Here is a 24237-nt window from a genome sequence, read left to right as displayed (position 1 = left end):
TAGACACGATGATATAATCAATTCACGACTATGTATATAAAAACGCGCATAGTAAATCCATCTTACAATTTAATCATAACATGCTGATTAGCTCTTGTCAAATGGTTTTTCTCAATTTAATGGTTAGGAGAGATGTGAATGAGCTCGTTGGTTCTTGGCTTCCAGGAAATCGAAAAATCGCAGCTTTTACTCGTTGGCGGAAAAGGGTTGAATTTAGGAGAATTATCCAGAATTGAAGGCATACAAGTACCGGAAGGATTTTGTATAACAACAGTGGGGTACCGGAGAGCCATCGAACAAAATGAAACCTATCATGCTTTGCTCCATCAACTAACCCTGCTAAAAGTGGAGGATCGAGACCAAATTGGTGAAATCAGCGGGAAGATTCGGCAAACCATTATGGATGCGGAAATTCCTTCCGACGTTGTGAATGCCGTTGATCGCTATCTCTCCCGGTTTGGCGAGGAACTGGCGTATGCGGTGAGATCCAGCGCGACTGCCGAAGATTTGCCGCAGGCCTCTTTTGCCGGTCAACAAGATACCTTTTTGAATATCATCGGCGTCGATGCCATCTTGCGGCATATCAGCAAATGTTGGGCTTCCCTGTTCACGGAGCGTGCGGTCATCTACCGTATGCAGAATGGATTCGATCACAGGCAAGTTTATTTATCCGTTATCGTTCAAAAGATGGTTTTCCCGCAGGCTTCAGGGATTATGTTTACCGCCGATCCCATTACCGGGAACCGAAAGCTGCTCTCCATCGATGCCGGCTTTGGACTTGGAGAAGCGCTGGTTTCCGGCTTGGTATCTGCCGATGCTTATAAAGTACACGAAGAGGAAATCGTCGATATGCGGATTGCCGCCAAAAAATTGGCGATCTATGGCCTGGAAGAAGGCGGAACGGAAACACGGCGGATTGATCCTGATCAGCAAAAGACGCAAACCCTTACGGAACGGCAAATCTTACAACTGGCGCGCATCGGAAGACGAATCGAAGACTATTTCGGTCAGCCGCAGGATATCGAATGGTGTTTGGCCGACGAAACTTTTTACATTGTCCAGAGCCGGCCGATCACGACTTTATATCCGATCCCTGAAGCGAATGATCAGGAAAATCACGTTTATTTATCTGTCGCTCACCAGCAAATGATGACCGACCCCATCAAACCATTGGGATTGTCTTTTTACCTGTTGATTACTCCTGCACCTATGCGCAAAGCCGGCGGGCGGCTGTTTGTTGATGTTGCATCCAGACTGGCTACACCTGTCGGCCGGGAAGCTTTAATAAATGCCATGGGATCCGATCCGCTCATCAAAGGCGCACTCATGACCATCATAGAGCGGGATTTTATAAAATTGTTGCCCATTGATCAAACAGCACCAGTTCCCATTAGAAGCCATACAGATATGCCGGCACCATTCGAGAACGATCCGACCATCGTTTCCGATTTGATCAAGCGTACTCAAACCTCGATAGAGGAGTTAAAACAAAATATCCGCACGAAATCAGGGGCGGATTTGTTTGATTTTATTCTGGAGGATATCCAGCGACTAAAGAAGATCTTATTTGATCCGCAAAGTACGGCTGTGTTTATGTCTGCCATGGATGCTTCAGCATGGATCAATGAAAACATGTACAATTGGTTGGGTGAAAAAAACGCGGCAGATGCGCTTTCTCAGTCCGTACCAAACAATATTACTTCGGAAATGGGATTGGCTTTGTTGGATGTTGCGGATGCGATTCGCCCTTATCCGGAAGTCGTTGATTATTTGCAACATGCCAAAGATGATAAATTTTTGGATGAACTGGCTAAGTTTAAGGGCGGACAGGAAACCCGCGACGCGATCTATGATTTTCTCGGCAAATACGGAATGCGGTGTACCGGAGAAATCGATATTACGAGAACTCGTTGGAGCGAAAAACCAATCACTCTTGTCCCGTTGATTCTTGGCAACATCAAAAACTTTGAGCCTAATGCCGGCAGTCGGAAATTTGAACAAGGGCGGCAGGAAGCTTTGGCCAAAGAACAAGAGTTATTGGATCGATTGAAATCATTGCCGGATGGCGAACAAAAGGCTAAAGAAACCAAACGAATGATCGATCTCATTCGGAATTTCATTGGGTATAGGGAGTACCCCAAATACGGTTATATCAGCCGGTACTTCGTTTATAAGCGGGCTTTGCTGAAAGAAGCCGAACGGCTTGTGCAATTCGGCGTTATTCATGAAAAGGAAGATATCTACTATCTGGCTTTCGAGGAACTTCATGAAGTCGTACGCACCCATCAATTGGATTACCGGATCATCGGCAAACGAAAAGACGAGTACAAATTATTTGAAAAACTAACTCCGCCGCGCGTGATCACGTCGGATGGCGAAATCATTGCAGGCGAGTACAAACGAGAAAATCTCCCGGCTGAAGCAATTGCAGGCCTGCCTGTTTCTTCCGGAGTCGTAGAAGGGCGGGCGCGTGTCATTTTAAACATGGAAGATGCCGATCTGGAAGAAGGGGATATATTAGTCACCTCCTTTACCGACCCCAGTTGGACACCCTTATTTGTAAGCATAAAAGGGTTAGTCACCGAAGTTGGCGGACTGATGACTCACGGGGCCGTCATCGCGCGCGAATACGGCTTACCGGCCGTTGTCGGGGTGGAACATGCGACCAAGCTGATCAAAGACGGGCAGCGCATTCGCGTCAATGGAACAGAAGGGTATATCGAAATATTGTAATGGATGAATGCAGCCCCTTAAGCACTGAAGCTTGAGGGGCCATTTTTCGTTTATGGATGTGCAAACAATTTATAAACATTTCTATCGTATTGTAGGTTCCGTGTTACGATAAACCTCATAAGGATGTGAAGTTAATTAATGAAGGCAGCGATCTATTACGGTAAAGACGGCATCCGTGTTGAAGAAAAATCCACTCCGGTTGTCGGTCCCCATGATGTGCTGATCAGAAATTTGAGCGGCGGGATTTGCGGTACGGATATTCATATTGCCAAAGTCGGGAGAGTCGACATAGGCATCAGCCTCGGTGCCGAATTTGGACACGAAATGGTCGGCGAAGTTGCCGATGTCGGGTCTGAAGTTTCTCAGGAAATCAAGGTCGGGATGCGGGTGGGGATTAACCCGATTACAGCAAAAAAAGTAGGCAGAAGAAAATCCCTGGAGTGCTCCGGCTTTTCGCAATATGTCTTGGTGGAAGACGCTGAACTTGACTACAATCTTTATGAAATCGACAAGAGTGTTCCCGTAGAGGTAGCCTCATTGCTGGAACCGATGAGCGTGGGCCGGCACGGAGCTTTCAACGCAAACCCGCAGCCGGACGACAAGATTGTCGTTCTAGGAGCTGGCCCTATTGGACTTCTTGCTGCCGTCAGCTTGCTTGCTGAAGGTATGAGAAACGTCTGTGTGGTTGACATTGACGAATGGCGGCTAGCCAAAGCGTCGCATTTAGGAGCTTTTACGGTAAATACCGCTGCGACAAGCCTCCAAGAAGGTTTGGCGCAGCAGTATGGTACGGTGGACGTTTACGGTCATGTTGTCCCGGATGTTGATCTTTTTATTGATGCAGCCGGGGCTCCTTCTCTGTTTGAAAGCGTGATGAAGATCGTTAAACCCAAAGCGAGATATTCGATTATTGCCGTGTATAAGTCCGAGGTTCCCGTCAGTTTGCAGCAGGTCATGTCTAAAGAAGTGCAAATAATAGGCTCAAGCGGGTACACCCACGAAGATTTTGCTAAGGTTGTGCAGCATTTAAAAGATTATAAAAAGGAACTTTCCTCTCTTATCACGCAGGTGTATAAGCTTGATGATATTCAGGAAGCCTTTAACAAAGCGATAGAAGCCAAGGGCACGGTAAAGGTAGTTGTAGATTTGACGTAAAGGATAACGGAGCGGCCCACCAGCCAATAAACCAGCAAAGGGAAGAAAATCATGATCAACATTCTCGTAGTGGAAGACGATGCCAAGCTGAATCAAATCGTCTGTTCCTATTTAAGCGATAACGGATATGGCGTTAAAGGATGCCTGAACCCGCGGGAGGCGTACGATTTGATGTATAATCATCCGTACGATTTGATCATTTCGGACATTATGATGCCGGAAATCGACGGGTTTGAATTTGCCGGGACCGTGCGGGACCTCAATAAGGCGGTGCCGATCCTGTTCATGACGGCCCGTGATGATATTTCATCAAAGCAAAGAGGTTTTCGGGCCGGGATTGACGATTACATGGTTAAGCCGATTGATCTGGATGAATTGGTGCTGCGCGTGGGTGCGCTGCTTCGCCGGGCGAACATAGCCAACGAAAAACGTTTGGCGGTAGGAAGTCTCATGATGGACGCAGACGCGGTGACGGCCACGCTGGATGGCGAAGAGATTCCGTTAACCGTGCGCGAATTCAACATTCTGTACAAGCTGCTGTCCTATCCTAAGCATACTTTTTCCCGGGCACAGCTCATGGATGAATTTTGGGGCCTCGACAGTGAAACGAGCCTTCGCGCGGTCGATGTGTATATTACGAAACTCCGTGACAAATTTTCACATTGCATGGATTTTAAGATCGTTACCGTCCATGGCTTGGGATACAAGGCGGTACTCGTATGAGCAAGAGGATGACAGAAACGGACGCTCGGGTCAAGTCGGAACATTTTTCGTGGAAAGGTTACGTCCTGAGCTATTTTGTATTGCTGACATTGTCTGCCGGACAAGGAATGATTTACGCCCAGTACATGGATTTTGACCGCATGCCCCCCGAATATATCTTTGGAATGCTGGGATATTGGGCAATCGTCACCGCTATTTTTATCCTATTTTCTTCACGTCAAAAGCTGCGGGCTTTCGATCTGCCGATGAGAAAACTCAGTCAGGCGGCCAAGCAAGTCGCGGAGGGGGATTTTTCGGTTTATCTGGAGCCTGCGCACACCGCGGATAAACTGGATTACGTAGACGTGATGTTTGAAGATTTCAACAAGATGGTGGAGGAGCTTGGCAGCATTGAAACGTTGAAAAACGATTTTATCGCCAATGTGTCCCACGAAATCAAGACCCCTTTGTCCGTGATTCAAAGCTATGCTACGGCGCTGCAAAAGGAAGATCTGCCGCAGGAAAAACGCAAGGAATACGCAGATACGATCATCGTCGCCTCCAAAAACCTGACGGCGCTTGTGACAAATATTTTGAAGCTCAACAAACTGGAGAACCAGGAAATCATCCCCGTTACCGAGCCTTATGACCTGTGTCGCCAGCTCAGCGACTGCGCGCTCGCTTTCGAGAACGTATGGGAGCAAAAAAACATCGAATTTACGGCTGATATCGAGGACCGCGCGATCATTCGCGCCGATGCGAGCATGCTGGAGATGGTTTGGCATAACCTTCTTTCCAATGCGTTGAAATTTACGGAACCCGGAGGGAAAATTGTCTTAACGCAAACCTCGGACGAGGATACCATCACAATGTCCCTGTCCGATACCGGTTGCGGCATGAACGAAGAGACGATGAAACGCATCTTCGATAAGTTCTATCAAGGCGATACGTCTCATTCCAACGAGGGGAACGGTCTTGGCCTTGCCCTTTCACTCCGTGTCATTGAGCTGGTAGGGGGTTCCATTTCGGTGCAAAGCGAGCCCGGCCAAGGGGCTACCTTTACCGTGAGGTTGAGAGCCGAAGCGTAAGCGAATAAAACCGGATACGGCAGCACCCATGCGATTATTCGGATGGGTGCTGTTTTTTCTGCCCAATCATGCTGTAGCTTTAAGGACTTATGATTCATATTTCTCAAACATTTTAGAAGCAACTTACTAACAACCCATCAGTAAGCTAAGTCTATCAATCGGACCTGGTCCGTCATCCAAAAACTTAAAGGAGGAATCCCTAATGGGAGAGATCACGAAAAATGAAAATGGGTTTGTCGGTTACGAGTACAAGGATATTACGGTTAAAAGAAACATGGAATCGGTATATGCCGACGGCTATACCAACTTCGGTTGGATGCTGGAAGGCACCACTACTTCGATCCAAGGCATAGGCTCTGTAACCCTGAAGTTTAAGCGCGACCGTAAAATCCGCAATAAGGCGGAGCTGAGCAGACTGCAACGCCAGTTCGATGTTTACGTCGCGGAAATCGAAAGGCTAGAACAATCCAAGGTCACGGGTGCTTCTATTTCCGCTTTTACAATCGGCATTATCGGAACGGCATTTATGGCCGGATCGGTGTTTGCCTATAATGCAGGGCTACCGATACTTTCCGTGATTCTGGCTATCCCTGGATTTGCAGGTTGGATCGTTCCGTACTTCTGTTTTTGCAGTGTTCGCAAGAAGACTACGGATAAGGCAGCACCTTTGATCGATCAAAAATACGACGAAGTTTATGAGATATGCGAAAAAGCGAGCAATTTGTTAGTGAAGTAAACGGGTAACGAAAATGAAATCGTTACTTGATCGCTACTGGGGAAATCATCAGGATCGTACCGCCGCTTCCACGGCCATATCACTAGTTATCAATGCATTGAGCGGCATCGGAAAGCTGATTCTTGGAGTTCATCTTCTTTCCGACTGGTTTATCACGAATGCGATATATTATTTACTCCTATACATTGCAAGAGGCGAGCTCCTTAACAAGTATGTTGCGGCCAAACGCATGGAGGACCCCGAAAAAAGATACGACAAGGAATTTGCCGTTTATAAACGGAGCGGTATTTTCCTGGGTCTCTTGGGAGCTTCCTATCTGCTGGTTTGCCTAAGGATGTATTTTGTCAGGGATGCAGTAGCGTATGGCGGCTACACCGTATTTCTGTTGGCCGCCGTTTCTTTTGCAAAGTTGGGTTTTGCCGTTTACGGAACCGTGATTAACCGTCATCTGAAAAACCCGATCGTTTCCACCATGAAAATCATTAGCTTTATCGACGCGATGGTGTCCATTGTGGTTACCCAATACACCTTGCTGACCATGGAAGGAACAGAGAATTCCGATGTATACAGCGCCATAGCCGGTATTATCGTGAGCCTACTTGTTGTGATTAAAAGTATTCTTATGATGCAAACAAAGAAAAAGCCCCCTATACTTGAGTTGGAGAGATAAAATATTGCTAAACCAAAGGCATCATTAATCCCATTAACTATCAAGCTCCCCGAATTAGGAAATGGATAAAAAACATTTTCCGTAACTTGAGTTATCTGCAGTTGATTGCGAATTTATGGTAATATTCCCATTAGATCCTAAGAAGGGAAACAACAATATTATACGTCTATTTTATATTGGGGGAAGGGCGCCGGCATGGACAAGAATACAGTTTATAAAACAAACAGCTTCTATTGGAATACGAAAGGAAATGATTTTTTAAAAGCAATCGCGCTTCCTTTTTATGGAGCGTTTGTCTCGGAAGAAAAATGCCAACTTTTTGGCGATGTTTCGGGAAAAAAGATGCTGGAGATAGGCTGCGGAAACGGCCAATCCTTGGAGTATCAGGGGAAACGCAAAGCATCTGAACTATGGGGGATGGACATATCAGAAAAACAAATCGAAAAGGCAACGCAACATTTGACGTCGTGCGGTCTTTCCGCAAAAATGATCTGTTCTCCCATGGAAGAAGGATGCGGCATACCCGAGGATTATTTTGACTTTGTCTATTCGATTTATGCCATAGGCTGGACCGCCGACCTTGAGGGTACTTTTTGCCGAATCGCTTCTTACTTGAAAAAAGACGGCGTATTTATTTTCAGTTGGTCGCATCCCATACACAAATGTGTTGTTGCTGAAAATAATATGCTTGTTTTTAATAAGAGTTATTTCGATGAATCTTGGTATTCGGTATCTCTTGATTTAGCCGGAGAAGGTGTGCTGACGTTATCGGACCGTAAACTATCAACTTATGTGAATGCGCTTTCAAAAGCGGGGTTTGTCATTGAGCAAATGATAGAACAATCAGATGAAGAAATGATGCAATCGCACGACGATAACAGCGATTTCGCCCGAAAAGCAAAGATGCTTCCTTTAACTTTTGTAATTAAAGCAAGAAAGCTATAAGAGTAGAAAAGTGGGGAGATTGAAATGACCAAAAAGCCGCTGATTTATTCGCTAGCCATCGTCATTATCGTGGGGGTGGCTTTCAGGCTGATATATGGGCCATTATTTACAAACCCGGGGCACACAACGGCGAAAAAGATGGACGAGCCTTCCGTAAATCCGCCGTCCACGACTCGTTCCTCCGCAACCGCTTCCGATACCGCATCGACCGACACGAAGGGCGATTCGCCAGAGGCCGAAATGAAAAGTCTGACCGAGCTGGTCGCCGGGTACGGCGATTTGCAGCTGGTCGACGCGCATAATCACGATGCCAGCGAGTACGCCTATTTAAGTGTGCTGGGGACATGGAAGCAGGACAGCGTCGACCGAATTGTCCTTTTCGGAGATGTGTCCGAACCTTCGGCGGTCGGGACGGACGAGATTGCCTGGGACGCTTATCAGGAATCGCCGGACCAGTTCATCCCGTTTTTCTCCGGAATCAATCTTCTGGACGAATCGGGACTGCAAACAGTGAAGGACAAGTTGGAGAAAGGTTACTTCGGCATCGGAGAAATCGCCGCAGCCTCCACGAATTCTCCCGTCCTGGCCAATGTAGCCTGGAAAACCAAAGATCCGATGGACGGAATTCTACCGGAAATTTACAAGCTCTGCGCGGAATACAAGGCACCGGTGCTGCTTCATATCGATCCTCCGAGCGGGGAGCCGGTCGACAAGCTGGAGGAAGCGCTCGAAGCCAGTCCGGACACGACTTTCATATTCGGCCATATCAATGCCTATAATTCGCCCGACAATGTCGAATATTTGCTAAAGAAGCATCCCAATCTATACGCCGACTTTTTTGCCGGTTTTACAGCCTCCAATCCGGAGAGCGCCAACCAGTTGGACGATTTCATCCCGGTCATCAAGCACTTTCCCGATCGTTTTCTATTAAGCACGGATTCGGGTTACGGTTTGCCTGGAGGAGAAGAGCAGGCCATCGATGGGATGTACCGGCTGATCGACGCTTTGGGCGACCGCCGTATCGCTCGGCAGGTTGCCGGCGGAAACCTTGAACGGTTGATTCTCATGCAGCCGGCCACGAAGACGCAGCTTGCGGCGCTTCGCAAAGCCAACGGCGGCGTGGAGAAGGATTTGTCCGGCCTGACGAAAGAGGACGCCGGAAAACTGCTGGCGGATAAGGAAACCGGCCAATAAACGGCAGCAAGGATAAAATCAATCATTATACATACGTACAAAATATAAAGCTTTTATCGAACAAACAGGAGGATCAAAGCACTTGATCCTGACTTCTAAATGATGTATATTTTACATTGACATTACCGCAGGTCTAAAAAGGAGGAGCTATGTCACCACGTACCAAAGAACAGAATGACGCGATCCGGGAAATGCGGATGAACCAAATTATGCAAGCGGCTGCGGAAGTGTATTTGGAGAAGGGCATTCAATTGGAAATACGCGATGTTGCGGTTAAGGCTGAGCTCGGCTACGGAACCGTGTATCATTACTACAAAAATAAGCACATGCTTTTGGAAGATTTACTGTGGGATGCCCTGTATCGAACGGAGTCGACCGTGATGCCCGCCTTGACGGAGGACGGCGGCAGTTTGCTTAAAGCTGAGTTGTTCTCCAGGCTGCTCCTGCGGAAGTGCATCCAGGATCCTTCCGTATTTATTTTGCTTAAAACGGTTGCGGATAATTTTCATCACTTCCCGGGAAACCGGTTCATCAAGTTGTTTGCCTATTTTCAGGAACGGATCTATTTACCGTTTGTGGAAATGATCCGTGAAGGAATCGGTTCCACATCACCCGAGAAAACGGCGAATCTGATATATGGCTCGCTTGTTGGCTACGCAGCATTGAACATCCACCACAATATGCAAAGCGAGATGGATGCGGAAGGGATCGTCGATATGATTTTTTCAGGCATACGGTCAAAGGAGAGATGAATGGAATGGTCATCTTGAAATCGAAAGCGGAAATTGAAGAAATGAAAAAAGCCGGCCAAATTGTCGCTGCCTTTCATCAAGCAATCGCCGGTATGATCCGGCCGGGCGTTACGACACTCGATATCGAGTCGTTCGCAGTGCGGTTTCTGAAGGAGAATGGCGCCAAGGCTTATACGATAGGTTACAACGGCTATCCGTTTGCGACATGTGCGTCAGTCAACGACGTCATTGCGCATGGTTTTCCGAACCGGAAGCCGCTCAAGGAAGGCGATATCGTCAAAATCGACATCGTCGCGGAGGCGGGTGGATGGATCGGCGATTCAGCTTGTTGCTATGCGGTCGGCGAGGTGTCGGAAGAAGCACGTAATCTGATGCGGGTAACGAAGGAATGCTTATATCTTGGTATCGAAAAAGCTGTCGTCGGAAACCGGATCGGCGATGTGATGCATGCGGTTCAAAGTCATGCCGAGCAAAACGGATTCTCGGTGGTACGCGATCTGCTTGGTCATGGTGTAGGAAGGGAGATGCACGAGGAACCTAGTTATCCCCACGTCGGGAATCCGGGCAAAGGGTTCCGTTTGAAGGAAGGGATGGTTTTTACAATCGAGCCGATGATTAATGCCGGAAAAGCGTTAATGACGATCGATGCCGACGGATGGACCACCAGAACCGCTGACGGCTCGCTTTCCGCACAGTATGAGCATACGATTGCCATTACTGCGGATGGCCCGATTATATTGACCGCACAATAGAATCCAGTCCTTCATATTGGTATTTAATTAATAATGTCGATGCGTTTATAAAAATGGGTGCTTAAAATATTACCTTAAAACGGTCCCGGTGGTTTATTAACCATCGGGACCGTTAGCGTTTCTTGGCGAATTTACTGCGAAATCCGGAGGGGGAGAGGCCCTCTTTCTTGGTAAAGAAGAGGGAATAATACGAGACGTGATGGAAGCCGACCTCTTCGGCGATCCGGGCAATAGACCAGGAAGTTTGCAACAGCAGCCGTTTGGACTGCTCAAGACGGTAATATTGGAGATAGGTCATGGGAGTCATTCCGTAGACTTTAAGCATTACCTTAGCCAAATAGTTGGGGTGATAGTTCATCTTCTCTTGCAGCACCGAATTCGTGATGTCACTGGCGTAGTTCTGACGGATGAACAACTCGATCCGATCGGCGAGTTTAATCGCAGTGTCGCTTGTGGGTGAAGCAAAATCGCGATCCAGATACTGAAGGAACAATTGGAAGGATGCTTGTCGCTTCCAGTTCCGAAGGGATTGCGGTTCGTTCTCCTGTTGAAAAAAGGTTTCCAGCACCTCAACGGCTTTTGGAGACAGCTTCATGTGTTTTGGGATGAAAATGGAGCAAACATCGGCGTGGTTGAGATACGCTAGCTTTTTGTGCTCCTCGATTAATTCCATCTGGTTACCCATACATTCGTTCATATCGCAACACATTTGCCAGCCGCCGAAGGTTTGAAAATGAATCCAGATGATTTCCGTATCCGTTTTGCAGGGAGCGCTGCCGTAATGGTGGCCATTCGGGAGAAGAATAAATCCTTCCCCCTCATTGATTTCCCAGGAATGGCCGTTCTCGCCGATCGAGAGCACACCTTTTCGGACAACAATCAGATCGAATACATTGATGCAATTCCGTTCGATATGGGAATCTCCCACTCCGTAATAGGCATAACCGCAGTCTACGAAATAGGGTATTGGCGGAGAGATGAAGTGTAAAATCGCAGAGTCCATACTCGTTCCTCCCAAGGTTGGAATCGATAGTGTTAATTTAGAATAGGTTTCAATTTTCATGATACTTTATCCTCATCGTTATAAAAAGAGTTTCTTACGGACGGCGGTCTGATATAAACTCAAAGTTTTAGCAATATCGCTGTCAGAATGAAAAGGTTGAAATTATAAAAAATCAGGTTGGAATAATCTGTTGTTTATGAATATAACTAATGTCACAATGCAATTAAAGCGCTTTCTTAATTGAATTGTCGGGGCTGCAGGGGGCTGGCGCTAAACGTTTAACTCAAGAACTGGGTTATTTCATAGGGGTTGAGTCAAACGGTTAGACATAAAAAAGAATACAAATTTTGAAAGGAGAGCGTGGCCATGAATATAGGTAAAAAACTTGGGGCAGGTCTTCTCTTGGCTGTATTGGTGCTCAGTGCCGTTGGCTGCGGAAATACCGGGAACAAAGAGACAAACACAGCATCACCGCCAGCAACATCGGGAGAAGATGCCACCAAAGCGCCTGAAACATCGCCTTCCAAGACGGAAAAGGTCAAGATTACCTATTCAATGTGGGGGAGCGAGGAAGAAGGGAAAACAACCCAGGCTGTTGCAGACAAGTTTAATGCTTCCCAAGACAGTATCGAAGTGGAAGTGCAAGCGATTCCTTGGGAAGATTATATGACCAAGTTGAATACGCTCGCAGCGGCAGGGCAATTGCCGGATTCGGGAATGTTACGGGAGGATGGCGTCCTCAAGTTTTCTACCCAAGGTATGCTGACTGATGTAAGCGCTATGTACGAAGGCAGCGACAGCAAGCCTCTGGACAGCCTCGCCTACAAATATCAAGGCAAACCGGTAGCCTATGCTTCTGCCAATGAAATCCTCATCCTTTATTACAATAAAGACTTGTTCGACAAAGCGAATGTGCCCTATCCTCCAGCCTCACTGGATACAGCATGGACATGGGACCAATTCGTAGATACGGCCAAGAAACTAACGATCGACAAGAATGGCAAACACCCTGGCGACGACGGCTTTGATCCGCAGAGTATCGTACAGTATGGCGCATCCGTCGAAAATCTGACGTGGCAGCTGGAAACCTGGGCAATTAGCAATGGCGGCGGTTTCTATAACAATGACGGGACAGAGGTAAAAATTGCGGATGACGCCAGCATCGAAGCGATTCAGAAAGTGGCCGATTTGTACTTGAAGGATCATGTTGCTCCGTTGTCCGTCGGCCAGACCGATGATGGCATTCAGCGAACCATTATTACGGGAAAGGTCGCCATGGCTACGAACGGTACGTGGAACGTAGGAACTAGCTTGAATGTAGCCAAGGAGCAAGGTCTGAATTACGGCGTAGCCGTATTGCCTTACATGAAGGATAAGATTACCCTCAACACGAGCGGCGCAAGTGTCGTATTCTCCCAGACCAAACATCCGAAAGAAGCGATGGAATGGCTCAAATGGTACAGTTCCGAAGAGAACAACTGGGGCCTTATCAGTTCGGGAATCTGGATGCCAACGCTGGAAAAGTGGTATACGGATGAAACTTTAACCCATAAATGGGTCGACAATCCGAACTTCCCTCCGTATAACGAATATAAGTCTGCGGTAGTCGATTATGCACAATCCTCCGCCGCGAGACCCGCTTCCTGGTTCTATACGGATAATACGACGGAATTCAACACCTTGCTCGGATCGGTTCTGGGGGATGTTTGGACCGGAAAGACGACCGCCAAGGAGGCCATTGACAAAAATCTCGATGCTCTGAAGGCGGCGAATAAGGGCAACCAATAAAAAGATTGGAAGGATGACCGCCGAGATCGCGAAAGCGGCGGTCATCCTTTACACATGAGGTGGAAAGCGAGATATGGAAACTATTAATAAACCGCTCAAACGCCGTTCCCGAATCCATTCCAGCGAGCAACGCGTTGCTTATATATGTTTGATTCCTGCCTTTCTCGGACTCATTTTTCTGACGTATCTGCCGCTTTTGGGGGTACTGGGAATCAGCTTGACGAATTGGAATGCGTTGAAAAATCCCGAATTCGTCGGCTTCGATAATTATATACAGCTATTTACCACCGACCCTTATATTAAAGACTCTATTATCGCAACGATCTATTTTGCTATTTTATCCGTCTTCGGAAGTATGATTTATTCGCTTATCATCGCGATGCTGCTGAACCGTAAAATTCCGGCGAGAGGGTTTTTCAGAGCTGTATTCTATGTGCCGTTTGTTTTGCCGGCCGCCGCGATATACGTAGGGTGGTCCTGGCTTTACGAGTCGAATTTTGGGTTTTTCAACTTTCTCCTCTCCGAAGCCGGCCTGAATAAAGTGCTTTTTATCGCCGATTCCCGTTATGTCGTTCCCTCTCTTTCGTTGATTTCGGTTTGGCTCGCGGGGAACCTGATCGTTATTTTTTTGGCCGGGCTGCAAAACGTTCCGAAAGTCTACCATGAAGCGGCCGAAATGGATGGCGCGAACGGGTGGAAACGCTTCCGGCATGTCACCTTGCCTTGCATGACGCCGATTATTTTTTACAACTTGTTGCTGAGCTTGATCGCCAATATCCAAGTTATTACGCCGGCCCTTTCTCTGACCAAAGGCGGGCCCGGCAATTCTTCCCGATTCATGACTTATCTGATGTATGATCAGGCATTTGTGAATTACAAGCTAGGCTATGCCTGCGCAACCACTTTGATTATTTTTGCTATTCTTGCGGCCTTTACTGCCGTATTGTTCAAGACGTCCAATCTATGGATTTTCAAGGAAGGAGGCGACGACGACAAATGAAAGCAGAGGCATACGGCAGACTAAGGAGCAAGAAACGCAATGAACTAACGATGAACATGATAACGCTGGTCGTCGTCGTTTTTTTTGCCGTTCTCGTACTCTTCCCGATTTGGTGGATTTTCCGTACTTCTCTGATGACGAATGACGAGATCTACAAATACCCGCCATCGCTACTGCCGAATAGTTGGCTTTTTTCCAACTATGTGAAAACGCTGGAGGTATTTAAATTTTGGAAGTATTTGTGGAATACGATGGTGATTATCGTTCCTTCCTGTTTGGCGGGAACATTTACGGCCACTTTGTGTGGATATGCCTTTGCAAGGCTGCGGTTTCGTGGCAAAAATTTGATCTGGGCCCTTTGCGTCGGTTCAATGCTTCTGCCTGCCATGGTGACGCTCATTCCGCTGTATATTGGGTGGACGCGGGGTCTCGGACTCCATGACAGCTATCTGCCATTGATTCTGCCATATTTTTGCGGCGGCGGCGCTTTTAATATCTTTCTGATTAGGCAGTTTATCATGTCCATACCGAGAGAACTCGATCAAGCGGCAACGATCGACGGCGCCGGATACTTCCGTATCTTGTTCAGTATCATTACACCGGCGATCAGATCTGCCATGATCGTTGTCTCGTTGTTTATCTTCATCGGGCTATGGAATGATCTGCTCCAACAAATGATTTACATCAACTCGAGCGATAAATATACGATAGCGCTCGGGCTAACCAACTTTAGAGGCCAATTTAAGAATGACTGGACGCTGACGATGGCAGCCACATGCTTATCCTTTGCGCCGGGTGTCATTTTCTACCTGATCGGTCAAAAGTATTTCGTAGAGGGAATCACTCTGACCGGATTGAAAAATTAGACCGGATGCCAGTTTACTGTAGGAGAGTGATCAAATTGCAGGTTAGACTTAAGGATCAGTTTTGGCAGCCTAAGGTTGAGCAGACCGTCTTAAATACGATTCCTTATCAATGGAAAGCGATAAACGATGAAATTGAAGGCGCGGAGCCCAGTCATGCCGTAGAGAACTTCCGCATCGCGGCAGGCGAACAGACGGGAGCATTCTACGGGATGGTCTTCCAGGACAGCGACGTGGCAAAATGGATCGAAGCTGCCGCTTACAGCTTACGGCAATTTCCGAATCCTGAGCTTGAAGCAGTCATTGATGCGCTCGTGGATTTGATGGGACGGGCCCAAAAATCGGATGGTTATTTGAACACGTATTTTTCGGTCGCCGCATCTGAACAGCGCTGGAAGGATTTTGCTTTCGGGCACGAGCTATATTGCGCCGGCCATCTGATCGAGGCCGCAGTTGCCTATTACGAGTCCACTCACAAGCGATCTTTTTTGGAAATGATGTGCCGCTACGCGGATTATATAGACCGGATCGTGGGGCCGGATTCGGATAAAATGCATGTGTATTGCGGTCATGAGGAAATTGAGCTTGCACTAGTAAAACTGTACCATGCGACGGATGAAGAAAGGTATTTGCAGTTGAGCCGATACTTCGTGGAGGAGCGAGGAAAACAGCCAAGTTTTCTGAAAGAGGATCCCGGGTTCGGTTACCGATTTAAGGACCGTTGGTTTGATCTGGATTATCATCAGGCTCACGCCCCCGTGAGAGAGCAGGAAACAGCGGAAGGACATTCTGTTCGAGCTATGTATTTGTATACAGCAATGGCTGATCTTGCGATTGCATACAGCGATGATACTTTGGTCGAAGCGCTTCGTAAACTATGGGATCATGTGACGTCCAAGCGGATGTATATTACCGGGGGGCTCGGTTCGCAAGGCCATGCCGAAAGGTTCACGATAGATTACGACCTGCCTAATGACACGGCGTACACGGAAACATGCGCGTCCATTGGACTTGTCATGTTCGCTTCCAGAATGCTCAGAATCGAGAGGGACAGTCGATTCGGAGATGTGATGGAACGTGTTCTATACAATGGGGTGCTGAGCGGTATATCCCTCGACGGCACACGTTATTTCTATGTAAATCCGCTAGAGGTTCATCCTGCGGTCGCGGGGTATCGTTACGATATGCAGCATGTCAAAATCGAACGCGTGCCATGGTTAGGCTGCGCTTGTTGTCCGCCAAATATCGCGAGACTGCTGACGTCCTTGGATACGTACTTCTTTACGCAAAACGGGGCTGAGATCGCCATGCATCTTTATGCTTCCAATGAGAGCGTATTTGATCTTCAAGGCCGAAATCTGATCTTGCGTACGGAAACCCATTATCCATGGGACGGCAAAATCGTGATCCGGCTGCAAACGGATGAACCGACGGCTTGCACGCTTTCTTTCCGGATTCCTTCTTGGTGCAGACACCCCTCGATTACGGTTAACGGGGAAGCATTGGCGCTGGATACGATCGCCCTTCGCGGATATGCGTATATCAGCAGAACGTGGACGGAAAGCGACGAAATCGAGCTGCATTTTCCGATGGTAGTCGAGCGGATCGAGTCGAATCCCAAAGTGCACGAGAATGCCGGCAAAATCGCGCTGCAATACGGTCCGCTCGTTTATTGTCTGGAGGAAGCGGACAACGGCCCAGACCTCACGGATATTTGCCTCCCTGTGGATTCTGAATTTTTAGCGGAGTATCGGGAGGACGTTCTAGGCGGCATCGTCGTCTTGTCCGCAGAGGGGCTGCGTTCCGATCTTTCCTGGGAAGATGAGCTATACCGACCGGTCACGCGAAATAAGAGGAGCGTCCCCGTCTCGGCCGTCCCATACGTATACTGGGGTAATCGGAAACCGGGCGAAATGCTGGTTTGGGTTCGTGAAAAATAAAGGCGAATGCGCCGGAAAGGAGGTGATTACTTAGATAAAAAACGGAGAAAACCTTGCTGGCGATTTCTATCCGGAAGAGGAGGTCGTTCATGATGAAGGCAGAAACGGCAATCAACAAACGTTCGCTTATGATTGCAGCATTCTTCTTGGTTATGGCCGCATGTGTATTCGTGCATCCCCAATTCGCTTCGGCCTATACGCTTTCCAACTCCACGTTTAACTTTCAAACCGGTTCCAACGGCGAGATTACTTCGCTGCAGCTTGTTGGCGACAGCTTCCCTACAAATTACGTTATGAATACGACTAACGCGCCGCAGCAAAACACGTCGGACCACGAGTGGCTCGGGGAGCTGATGTTCAAGTACCGGCTCGGCACCGGCGCATGGCAAACCGCGCTGACGCAAAGTTCGTCCGACGGAAGGACGCAAAGCCAGAGCGGCAACACCGTGAGCGTCACGTACCAGAATTCCGCGAACGCGAACGGCGTCAAAAATTTTCGGGTCAACGAGACCTATTCTCTCGTAAACGATTACTTGCTGTGGCAAATCCAAGTGACTAACACGAGTGCGCAGACGCTGGAGATCGGCGACTTCGGACTGCCTCTTCCTTTTAACGAGTATTGGTCCGGCGGAGGCGGCGAACAAATTTACGAGACGAGAACGGTGTTCCATTCATTTGTCGGCAATAACAATTCCTACATTACGGTCAATCGGCCGAGCGGTATCGGCCCATTCCTCCTCATGGTGCCGGATACGACGACGGGCGCCGGGTTCGAATACATGGACCATTGGCGGACCCAAGAGCATCCCGGCAGCAAATGGGCGCAAGATCAAGGCGGCTGGGCCAACGGCCTGAACGTCTATTACATCCACTCAAACGTCATCAAGAGCACCGGGCGCGGCTATTTGCCGAATACGAGCTTGACGCTGGCTCCGAATGCGAGCAAAACGTACGCCTTCAAGTTTTTCAAAGTGGCTAATGATCAAGCCGTGAAGGACAAGCTGTACAGCGAGGGCATGGTCGATGTCACCGTCGTGCCCGGCATGATGTTTGCCACGAACATGACCGCCAAATTCGATCTCCATACCTCCAAAACGATTACCTCCATTACCGCGCAATATCCTTCCGAAACGACGGTTACCTCCCTCGGCACTACAGGAACCGACCACAAGCTTTATCAACTCACGCTCAGCCACCTTGGCCAGAACAATATTACCGTCAATTACGGCAGCGGGGAGAAAACGGTATTGCAGTTTTACGCCATCGAACCGATCGATGCCGCACTGCAGCGCCACGCCACGTTCATGGTACAGAACCAGCAATGGAACGCGCCCGGCAACATCAAGGACAAGGCGTTCGATGACTGGATGATGCAAAATAACGCCAAACGCAACAATTTTGCCGGCTACTGGGGCTGGGGCGACGATTGGGGCTATACTCACGCAGAGTTCCTCGCCGAGAAAAACGCCCAGACTCCGGTCGCCTCGGAAGTTACCGCGCTCGATCAGTATTTGGAGACGACGATCTGGACGAACCTGATGGCGGGTCATCATTCCGATTATTTGATCTACGACTTCCTGATGGCCGGAACGAACACGACGCCGACTTACCGCGGATACGCCTACCCGCACATCTACAACACGTATTTCAGCATGTATAAGATCGAGAAGGCGTACCCGAACCTCGTAACGTATTTGCAGCCGAGAACGACGTATTTATCGCGGGCGTATAACATTTTCAAGGCGTTGTATGACGGAGCGGGCGTCGCTTATAACTGGAGCACGGGTCTCATGGGCGAATCGACGACGCCGGAGCTCATCAAAGCGCTGCAGGACGAAGGCATGACAACACAAGCGAACGACATCATCTCCAAGATGGCCACCAAGTACAACAACTTCAAAAACACAACCTACCCGTACGGTTCGGAATACAACTACGACAACACGGGCGAAGAAGCGGTTTACACGCTGGCCAAAATGAATAACAACACGGCGATGATGAGCAAAATCAACACGAAAACGCGCGCCGTTCGCGGACAGCAGCCGTTGTGGTACTACTACGCGGATCCGGTGACGATTACGGGCGAAGCATGGTGGAACTTCCAATATACGGTGTCGCTCGCGGGTTATACGATGGACGATTACCTGCGGAATTACTCGGCCACGCCGGAAGTCGACGAACGGTTGTCGTACGCCGCTAAGATCGCCAACATCGGTGCGATCAACTCCGGCCAGATCAGCTCGGACGCAGCCGACATCGGCGCGGTATCCTGGACTTACCAGTCGGAGCTCGGTACGCTTGGCGCGCAAGGGCTCGACGGCGGGCCGCTGCTTAACGGCTGGCGGGGCATGTCCGGCGAAGCGGATCTCGGCTTGTTCGGCGCGATCCGAATCCTCAGCTCGGACGTCGCCGTCGACCCGATCTTCGGTTTGACCTGTTACGGCTGCGACGTAACGCAAAGCGGCGGCAGCTATCAAATTACGCCGAAGGACGGCGTTTTTAAGAAAATCAACCTCATCACGCAGAAGCTGTATATGGAGCTCGACCGCGACCAATTTGCTTCGGCGACGGTCGCAACGGCGCGCAACGCTGTCAGCTTCACACTGAAGAATCAATACACGACGGCCGCGCATACGACGAAGCTGACGCTGACGAATTTGGCGGCGGGCAGTTATAACGTCACCGTGAACGGTACGGCTGCCGGTTCGTTTAATGCGGCGGCAGGCGGCAAAACAACGGTGAGCCTGAACATCGGCACGGCCGCGACGTACAACATCGCGATCCAGCAAGGGACGGCCGTGAACGCCGCACCGACTGTCGACGCGGGCGCAAATGGCGCCTTCACGCTGCCTGCGGCTGTTGCGCTTACCGGAACCGCCAGCGATGACGGACTGCCTAACGGCACGCTGACGACGACGTGGAGTCTGCAAAGCGGGCCTGGAACGGCAACGATCGCGAACGCAAGTGCTTTGAACACAACGGCGACGGTATCCGCCGCGGGCACCTACGTGTTCAAGCTGACCGCGAGCGACGGCACGCTGTCTTCCTCCGACACGGTGACGATGACCGTAAGCAGTATTGGAAATCCTGGATCGGACGTCGTCGCCTACTACAAGCTGGATGAGACGAGTGGCACGTCCGCAGCGGATGCTTCCGGCAGCGGCAATAACGCGACGTTGAACGGCGCCGCGACTTGGACGGCCGGGCATGAGGGCAACGCGGTCAGCTTGAGCGGCTCGAGCCAGTACGTAAGCCTGCCGGCCGGTATCACGAGCAGCTTGAACGACTTCACGATTGCCGCTTGGGTAAAAGTAAACAGCCTCAGCAACTGGACGCGGATTTTCGACTTCGGTACGGGCACGTCCGCCAACATGTTCTTGACGCCGCAGCCGGGAACCGCAGGCCTGCGCTTCTCGATCACAACAGGCGGTAACAGCTCCGAGCAGCAAATCTCGTCGTCGACGGCGTTCCCGACCGGGGTATGGAAGCATGTGGCGGTCACGCTCTCCGGCACGACGGGCACCCTGTACGTCGACGGCGTGGAAGTGGCGAGCAACGCGAACATGACGCTGAAGCCGTCCAACCTCGGCAGCACGACGCAAAACTGGATCGGCCGCTCCCAATATTCGGGCGATCCGAATTTGAACGGCCTGGTGGATGATTTCAAAATCTACAATCGCGCGCTCAGCGGGGCGGAGATCAATACGCTGGTGGGCGGCGCCGTCAATATCGCGGATATCGCTCCGCTTGGAACGGCCTCGACTTCATACGTCTCTTCGTGGGAGAGCTTGGCCGGCCTGAACGACGGATACACGCCGACGAGCTCCAACGATCGTAATCACCCTGTTTACGGCAATTGGGACAATCCCGGAACGACGCAGTGGGTGGAGTACGATTTCAGCCAAAACTACACGATATCCAAAGTCGACGTCTACTGGTTCGATGACGATCAAGGCATCGATCTTCCCGAATCTTATACGATTCAATACTGGGACGGCACGGCTTGGGCGGACGTGAACGATCCAATCGGCCTCGCTGTGCTCGGCAACCAGTACAACACGACGACGTTTACCGCCATCTCCACGAACATGATTCGGCTCAACATCACGGCGAAGGCGTCGACCTCGACGGGGATCGAATCCTGGAAGGTATATGGAAGCTAAATCTTGAAACAGTACAAAAAATAAAGGTCCATTAAACGGCCTTGGCCCTGAATTTCTAGGGATGAGGCCGTTTAGTTTTTTCTGTAATCGTTCATATTTATAAAAGTGATTTGTGGTTTTTGATCGTTAATTGAGTCAAAAAAATTTTTATTATTAAATGAACAATTTTGAAGTAAACATAGTCTTTTAAATATGAAATGGCATTGCCGAATTGTTCATCTCGACAATCCGCGCATCGAGAAGGAAAAGCATTATTATTTTGGCAAAAACACGAAGCTTAAGGATCTGGGATTGGAGCCACACCTACTGACCGACGAGGTTCTACGGGACATTCTGTTCACCGCGGTGAGACATCAAAACCGAGTACTGACGGACAACGTGCTGCCGACCGTTTCTTGGAAATTATAAGAGTGTCTTAAGGAGAGAGGAGGGGGGATCTAATGCCGGTATGGACGAGAAGAGCGAGTTTAAGAAGAAATTTTTTTCAATTTGCACATTTCAGCTTGATCGGCCTGATGAACGGCGCTTTAGATCTGGTGTTGTTGAATGCCTTGCTGGTAGTATGGCATACGAGGACCCCGCTGGCTCTTATCGTGATCAATTCAGTCGCTTACCTAGGAGCCGTATTAAATCCTTCCTTCCGATTTGGATGATCCACAATGGATCGAAAGGGATATCCATGGCGTTATCCTCATTGTGCAGCTATTATTTCATGAGGGTGTTTGTTTTTAGGGGAACTAAGCATGGGAAACGTTGAGAAGGTGGCTTTTTAATTGGCTTAATTGACCAGATAAAGGCTTCTCAGTATAATCCCACAGAAGACAGCGGATTGCGGTTCCTGCGATCCGTCTTTTTATGTACTCGGAAGGTGCTTGAACTTCGATATCTTAAAGAACTTGCTCGGCACTAAAAGATGGATTGATTTTTCCTATGGGATTTTCTTACTTTCATCTATACTGTTCTCGAAAGAACTTGCGGATTTCCGTATACGGGAGTGCAGAACGACCGGTTCAATCATAGTGAAACTCAATAGAGAGAGGGATGCTCCTTGAAAAGAAACATATTATATATTGAAGATAATGAGAAAATAGGCAGTTGGTTAAAAGAAGAATTGGAACAGCGAGGATTTTCGGTTCAGTGGCTGCTTTCCGGGGAAGGAGCCGAAAAAGAAGTAAATCAGCATGAAATCGTTATTTTGGATATCATGTTACCCGGTTTAGACGGATTTACGGTGGGAAAACGATTAAAAAAGGCAGCTCCTGCTGTTCCCATTTTGCTGTTATCTGCTCGAACTTCGATAGATGATAAGGTAGACGGTTTGCAATTTGCCGATGACTATTTAACGAAACCATTCCATACGGATGAATTAGTGGCAAGATTAGAAGTATTAATCCGTCGAAGCGGCGGAACTCATTCCGAACGCATTTTATTAGGAAACCATATTGAAGTAGATCCAGCTGTCCAAATGGTATACGACAAGCGCACAGGAGAAGAAATTATATTGACAGGGAAACAACATCAAATTTTAATGTACTTCTTGCGCCACCCAAATCAAGTTTTACCAAAAGAACAAATCTATGAAGCCATTTGGCAAGAAACTTATATCACCGGTGATAAAACAATAATGGTGCATATTCATCGACTGCGTCAAAAGCTGGAACGTCATCCGGATTCCCCAGAGATTATTGAAACGTTGAAGGGAATAGGCTATCGGGTGAAGCTATGAGACAGAATAGATCCTTATTTCGTCGTTTTCTAAATGTACATTTTCTATTTATCTTTTTTCCGTTTATTGTGCTTATTTTCTTCAGTGCGTTTTTTGGGTTTTCTGATACCAATGAAAAAGAGATGAACACGTTAAATCTATTTTACGTTACCGTGTTATTGTTTGGATTTATTATTATCGCTTTTGTTGTAATATCCTGGCTGTTCTTCTTGAGGCTTCGTAAACGTCTCACCCGCTTACAGGAAGTCATGTCATTTTCAGCAAATCACAACTCATTTCCCCAACCCATATCTGTTCAAACGGATCGTATGGATGAAATAGACCAGTTGGGAAGTTCTTTTAATTGGATGATTCAGCAGCTTGAAGACAGTCGCAAGCGAGAATATGAAGAGGAATTATTACGGCATCGCCTCATTGCGAATTTATCTCACGACTTACGAACGCCGCTTACCATTTTGAGAGGACATGTCACCAGATTAAATAAATAGTCAATGAGTTCAGAAGGACAAAGCTTATTAACAGAGATGAACCATACGATTACAAGAGTCGGAGATCTGATGGATGATTTGCTTTCCTACACATTGCTTACATCAGGGAAACATCCTTTTGGGCCCGTTTCAACAGATATTGGACGTTTGGTAAGAGCATCGGTTGCCGCGTGGTATCCTGCATTTGAAGAACAAGAAATTCAGATCGATGTTGATTTGCCGGCAGAGGAGACTTTCTATTGGGAAACGGATCCTAAATGGATGACACGGGTTCTGGATAATTTATTTCAGAATATTCTTCGGCATGCGGCAGAGGGGAAATATGCAAACATTGTGGTTGATGTGGAAAAAGAACTGATCATTATTGCGGATAGAGGTCCCGGTATGGATAACTCCTCCTATGAGCGTGGGGCGGGGATTGGTTTATCGGCTTCCAATTTTATGTTGAAAAAAATGAAGCTGAGAGCCGATTTTACATCCAATGAAAATGGCACAAGAGTAGCTATTGGCAGAGCTTAACCTAAAGGTAACCCAGAAGT

Annotated in this window: 20 protein-coding genes; 19 read left to right on the top strand and 1 reads right to left on the bottom strand. The window is 48.4% G+C overall.

Annotated elements, in window-relative coordinates; all coding sequences use genetic code 11:
• Positions 1–138 precede the first annotated feature (138 nt).
• From ppsA to map, 10 genes are all read left to right on the top strand, one after another.
• Positions 139–2733, top strand: coding sequence for a phosphoenolpyruvate synthase (gene ppsA, locus ACI48K_RS19610; RefSeq protein WP_475029319.1), 2595 nt, complete (start codon positions 139–141; stop codon positions 2731–2733).
• Between the two features lie 138 nt (positions 2734–2871).
• The gene (locus ACI48K_RS19605) at positions 2872–3888 is read left to right on the top strand and encodes a zinc-dependent alcohol dehydrogenase (protein ID WP_475029318.1); all 1017 of its coding nucleotides are present in this window, start codon (positions 2872–2874) and stop codon (positions 3886–3888) included.
• 51 nt (positions 3889–3939) lie between these two features.
• Positions 3940–4611, top strand: a complete 672-nt coding sequence (locus ACI48K_RS19600) for a response regulator transcription factor (protein WP_475029317.1) — start codon at positions 3940–3942, stop codon at positions 4609–4611.
• Positions 4608–5678 carry a HAMP domain-containing sensor histidine kinase gene (locus ACI48K_RS19595; RefSeq protein ID WP_475029316.1) on the top strand — a complete coding sequence of 357 codons (1071 nt, stop codon included), beginning with the start codon at positions 4608–4610 and terminating at the stop codon, positions 5676–5678. Before ACI48K_RS19600 ends, ACI48K_RS19595 begins: the two co-directional genes overlap by 4 nt.
• A gap of 202 nt (positions 5679–5880) precedes the next feature.
• Positions 5881–6414 carry a hypothetical protein gene (locus tag ACI48K_RS19590; protein ID WP_475029315.1) on the top strand — a complete coding sequence of 178 codons (534 nt, stop codon included), beginning with the start codon at positions 5881–5883 and terminating at the stop codon, positions 6412–6414.
• 13 nt (positions 6415–6427) lie between these two features.
• Positions 6428–7084, top strand: coding sequence for a hypothetical protein (locus ACI48K_RS19585; protein WP_475029314.1), 657 nt, complete (start codon positions 6428–6430; stop codon positions 7082–7084).
• A 195-nt stretch (positions 7085–7279) separates the two neighbouring features.
• Positions 7280–8029, top strand: a complete 750-nt coding sequence (locus tag ACI48K_RS19580; protein WP_475029313.1) for a class I SAM-dependent methyltransferase — start codon at positions 7280–7282, stop codon at positions 8027–8029.
• A gap of 24 nt (positions 8030–8053) precedes the next feature.
• Complete coding sequence (locus ACI48K_RS19575) at positions 8054–9223, top strand: amidohydrolase family protein (protein WP_475029312.1); 1170 nt, start codon at positions 8054–8056, stop codon at positions 9221–9223.
• Between the two features lie 149 nt (positions 9224–9372).
• Positions 9373–9975: a TetR/AcrR family transcriptional regulator gene (locus ACI48K_RS19570; protein WP_475029311.1), complete on the top strand. Its 603-nt coding sequence runs from the start codon at positions 9373–9375 to the stop codon at positions 9973–9975.
• 5 nt (positions 9976–9980) lie between these two features.
• The gene (gene map / locus ACI48K_RS19565) at positions 9981–10727 is read left to right on the top strand and encodes a type I methionyl aminopeptidase (protein ID WP_475029310.1); all 747 of its coding nucleotides are present in this window, start codon (positions 9981–9983) and stop codon (positions 10725–10727) included.
• 112 nt (positions 10728–10839) lie between these two features.
• Here map and ACI48K_RS19560 read toward each other — a convergent pair whose 3' ends face one another.
• Positions 10840–11730 carry an AraC family transcriptional regulator gene (locus tag ACI48K_RS19560; protein WP_475029309.1) on the bottom strand — a complete coding sequence of 297 codons (891 nt, stop codon included), beginning with the start codon at positions 11728–11730 and terminating at the stop codon, positions 10840–10842.
• A gap of 366 nt (positions 11731–12096) precedes the next feature.
• Between ACI48K_RS19560 and ACI48K_RS19555 the strand changes: the two genes are divergently transcribed.
• From ACI48K_RS19555 to ACI48K_RS19515, 9 genes are all read left to right on the top strand, one after another.
• Positions 12097–13518 carry an ABC transporter substrate-binding protein gene (locus ACI48K_RS19555; RefSeq protein ID WP_475029308.1) on the top strand — a complete coding sequence of 474 codons (1422 nt, stop codon included), beginning with the start codon at positions 12097–12099 and terminating at the stop codon, positions 13516–13518.
• 73 nt (positions 13519–13591) lie between these two features.
• Entirely contained in the window at positions 13592–14518 is a 927-nt protein-coding gene (locus ACI48K_RS19550; RefSeq protein ID WP_475029307.1) for a carbohydrate ABC transporter permease, read from the top strand.
• A complete protein-coding gene (locus tag ACI48K_RS19545) occupies positions 14515–15384 on the top strand; it encodes a carbohydrate ABC transporter permease (RefSeq protein WP_475029306.1) in 870 nt (289 codons plus the stop codon). Before ACI48K_RS19550 ends, ACI48K_RS19545 begins: the two co-directional genes overlap by 4 nt.
• A 26-nt stretch (positions 15385–15410) precedes the next feature.
• On the top strand, positions 15411–17321 hold the full coding sequence (locus ACI48K_RS19540) for a glycoside hydrolase family 127 protein (RefSeq protein ID WP_475029305.1): 1911 nt from the start codon (positions 15411–15413) through the stop codon (positions 17319–17321).
• Positions 17322–17410: 89 nt separating this feature from the next.
• On the top strand, positions 17411–21484 hold the full coding sequence (locus ACI48K_RS19535) for a DUF5695 domain-containing protein (protein ID WP_475029304.1): 4074 nt from the start codon (positions 17411–17413) through the stop codon (positions 21482–21484).
• A 440-nt stretch (positions 21485–21924) separates the two neighbouring features.
• Positions 21925–22137 carry a hypothetical protein gene (locus tag ACI48K_RS19530; protein WP_475029303.1) on the top strand — a complete coding sequence of 71 codons (213 nt, stop codon included), beginning with the start codon at positions 21925–21927 and terminating at the stop codon, positions 22135–22137.
• Positions 22138–22532: 395 nt separating this feature from the next.
• Positions 22533–23210 carry a response regulator transcription factor gene (locus ACI48K_RS19525; protein WP_475029302.1) on the top strand — a complete coding sequence of 226 codons (678 nt, stop codon included), beginning with the start codon at positions 22533–22535 and terminating at the stop codon, positions 23208–23210.
• On the top strand, positions 23207–23698 hold the full coding sequence (locus ACI48K_RS19520) for a histidine kinase dimerization/phospho-acceptor domain-containing protein (protein ID WP_475029301.1): 492 nt from the start codon (positions 23207–23209) through the stop codon (positions 23696–23698). Before ACI48K_RS19525 ends, ACI48K_RS19520 begins: the two co-directional genes overlap by 4 nt.
• Before the next feature lie 69 nt (positions 23699–23767).
• Positions 23768–24217 (top strand): sensor histidine kinase, encoded by a 450-nt coding sequence (locus ACI48K_RS19515; RefSeq protein ID WP_475029300.1) that lies wholly within the window; start codon positions 23768–23770, stop codon positions 24215–24217.
• Positions 24218–24237: the final 20 nt, after the last annotated feature.

The sequence above is a fragment of the Paenibacillus terrisolis genome (genome assembly GCF_056171975.1).
This window is presented reverse-complemented; position numbering and strand designations above follow the sequence as displayed.

Bases quoted from the DNA above. Each gene is read 5' to 3' on its own strand.
- ACI48K_RS19530 (WP_475029303.1), top strand. From the start codon at position 21,925: ATGCCGGTATGGACGAGAAGAGCGAGTTTAAGAAGAAATTTTTTTCAA.
- ACI48K_RS19545 (WP_475029306.1), top strand. From the start codon at position 14,515: ATGAAAGCAGAGGCATACGGCAGACTAAGGAGCAAGAAACGCAATGAA.
- ACI48K_RS19585 (WP_475029314.1), top strand. From the start codon at position 6,428: ATGAAATCGTTACTTGATCGCTACTGGGGAAATCATCAGGATCGTACC.
- ACI48K_RS19515 (WP_475029300.1), top strand. From the start codon at position 23,768: ATGGATGATTTGCTTTCCTACACATTGCTTACATCAGGGAAACATCCT.
- ACI48K_RS19520 (WP_475029301.1), top strand. From the start codon at position 23,207: ATGAGACAGAATAGATCCTTATTTCGTCGTTTTCTAAATGTACATTTT.
- ACI48K_RS19555 (WP_475029308.1), top strand. From the start codon at position 12,097: ATGAATATAGGTAAAAAACTTGGGGCAGGTCTTCTCTTGGCTGTATTG.
- ACI48K_RS19600 (WP_475029317.1), top strand. From the start codon at position 3,940: ATGATCAACATTCTCGTAGTGGAAGACGATGCCAAGCTGAATCAAATC.
- ACI48K_RS19570 (WP_475029311.1), top strand. From the start codon at position 9,373: ATGTCACCACGTACCAAAGAACAGAATGACGCGATCCGGGAAATGCGG.
- ACI48K_RS19590 (WP_475029315.1), top strand. From the start codon at position 5,881: ATGGGAGAGATCACGAAAAATGAAAATGGGTTTGTCGGTTACGAGTAC.
- ACI48K_RS19605 (WP_475029318.1), top strand. From the start codon at position 2,872: ATGAAGGCAGCGATCTATTACGGTAAAGACGGCATCCGTGTTGAAGAA.
- ACI48K_RS19595 (WP_475029316.1), top strand. From the start codon at position 4,608: ATGAGCAAGAGGATGACAGAAACGGACGCTCGGGTCAAGTCGGAACAT.
- ppsA (WP_475029319.1), top strand. From the start codon at position 139: ATGAGCTCGTTGGTTCTTGGCTTCCAGGAAATCGAAAAATCGCAGCTT.
- ACI48K_RS19580 (WP_475029313.1), top strand. From the start codon at position 7,280: ATGGACAAGAATACAGTTTATAAAACAAACAGCTTCTATTGGAATACG.
- ACI48K_RS19535 (WP_475029304.1), top strand. From the start codon at position 17,411: ATGATGAAGGCAGAAACGGCAATCAACAAACGTTCGCTTATGATTGCA.
- map (WP_475029310.1), top strand. From the start codon at position 9,981: ATGGTCATCTTGAAATCGAAAGCGGAAATTGAAGAAATGAAAAAAGCC.
- ACI48K_RS19575 (WP_475029312.1), top strand. From the start codon at position 8,054: ATGACCAAAAAGCCGCTGATTTATTCGCTAGCCATCGTCATTATCGTG.
- ACI48K_RS19550 (WP_475029307.1), top strand. From the start codon at position 13,592: ATGGAAACTATTAATAAACCGCTCAAACGCCGTTCCCGAATCCATTCC.
- ACI48K_RS19560 (WP_475029309.1), bottom strand. From the start codon at position 11,730: ATGGACTCTGCGATTTTACACTTCATCTCTCCGCCAATACCCTATTTC.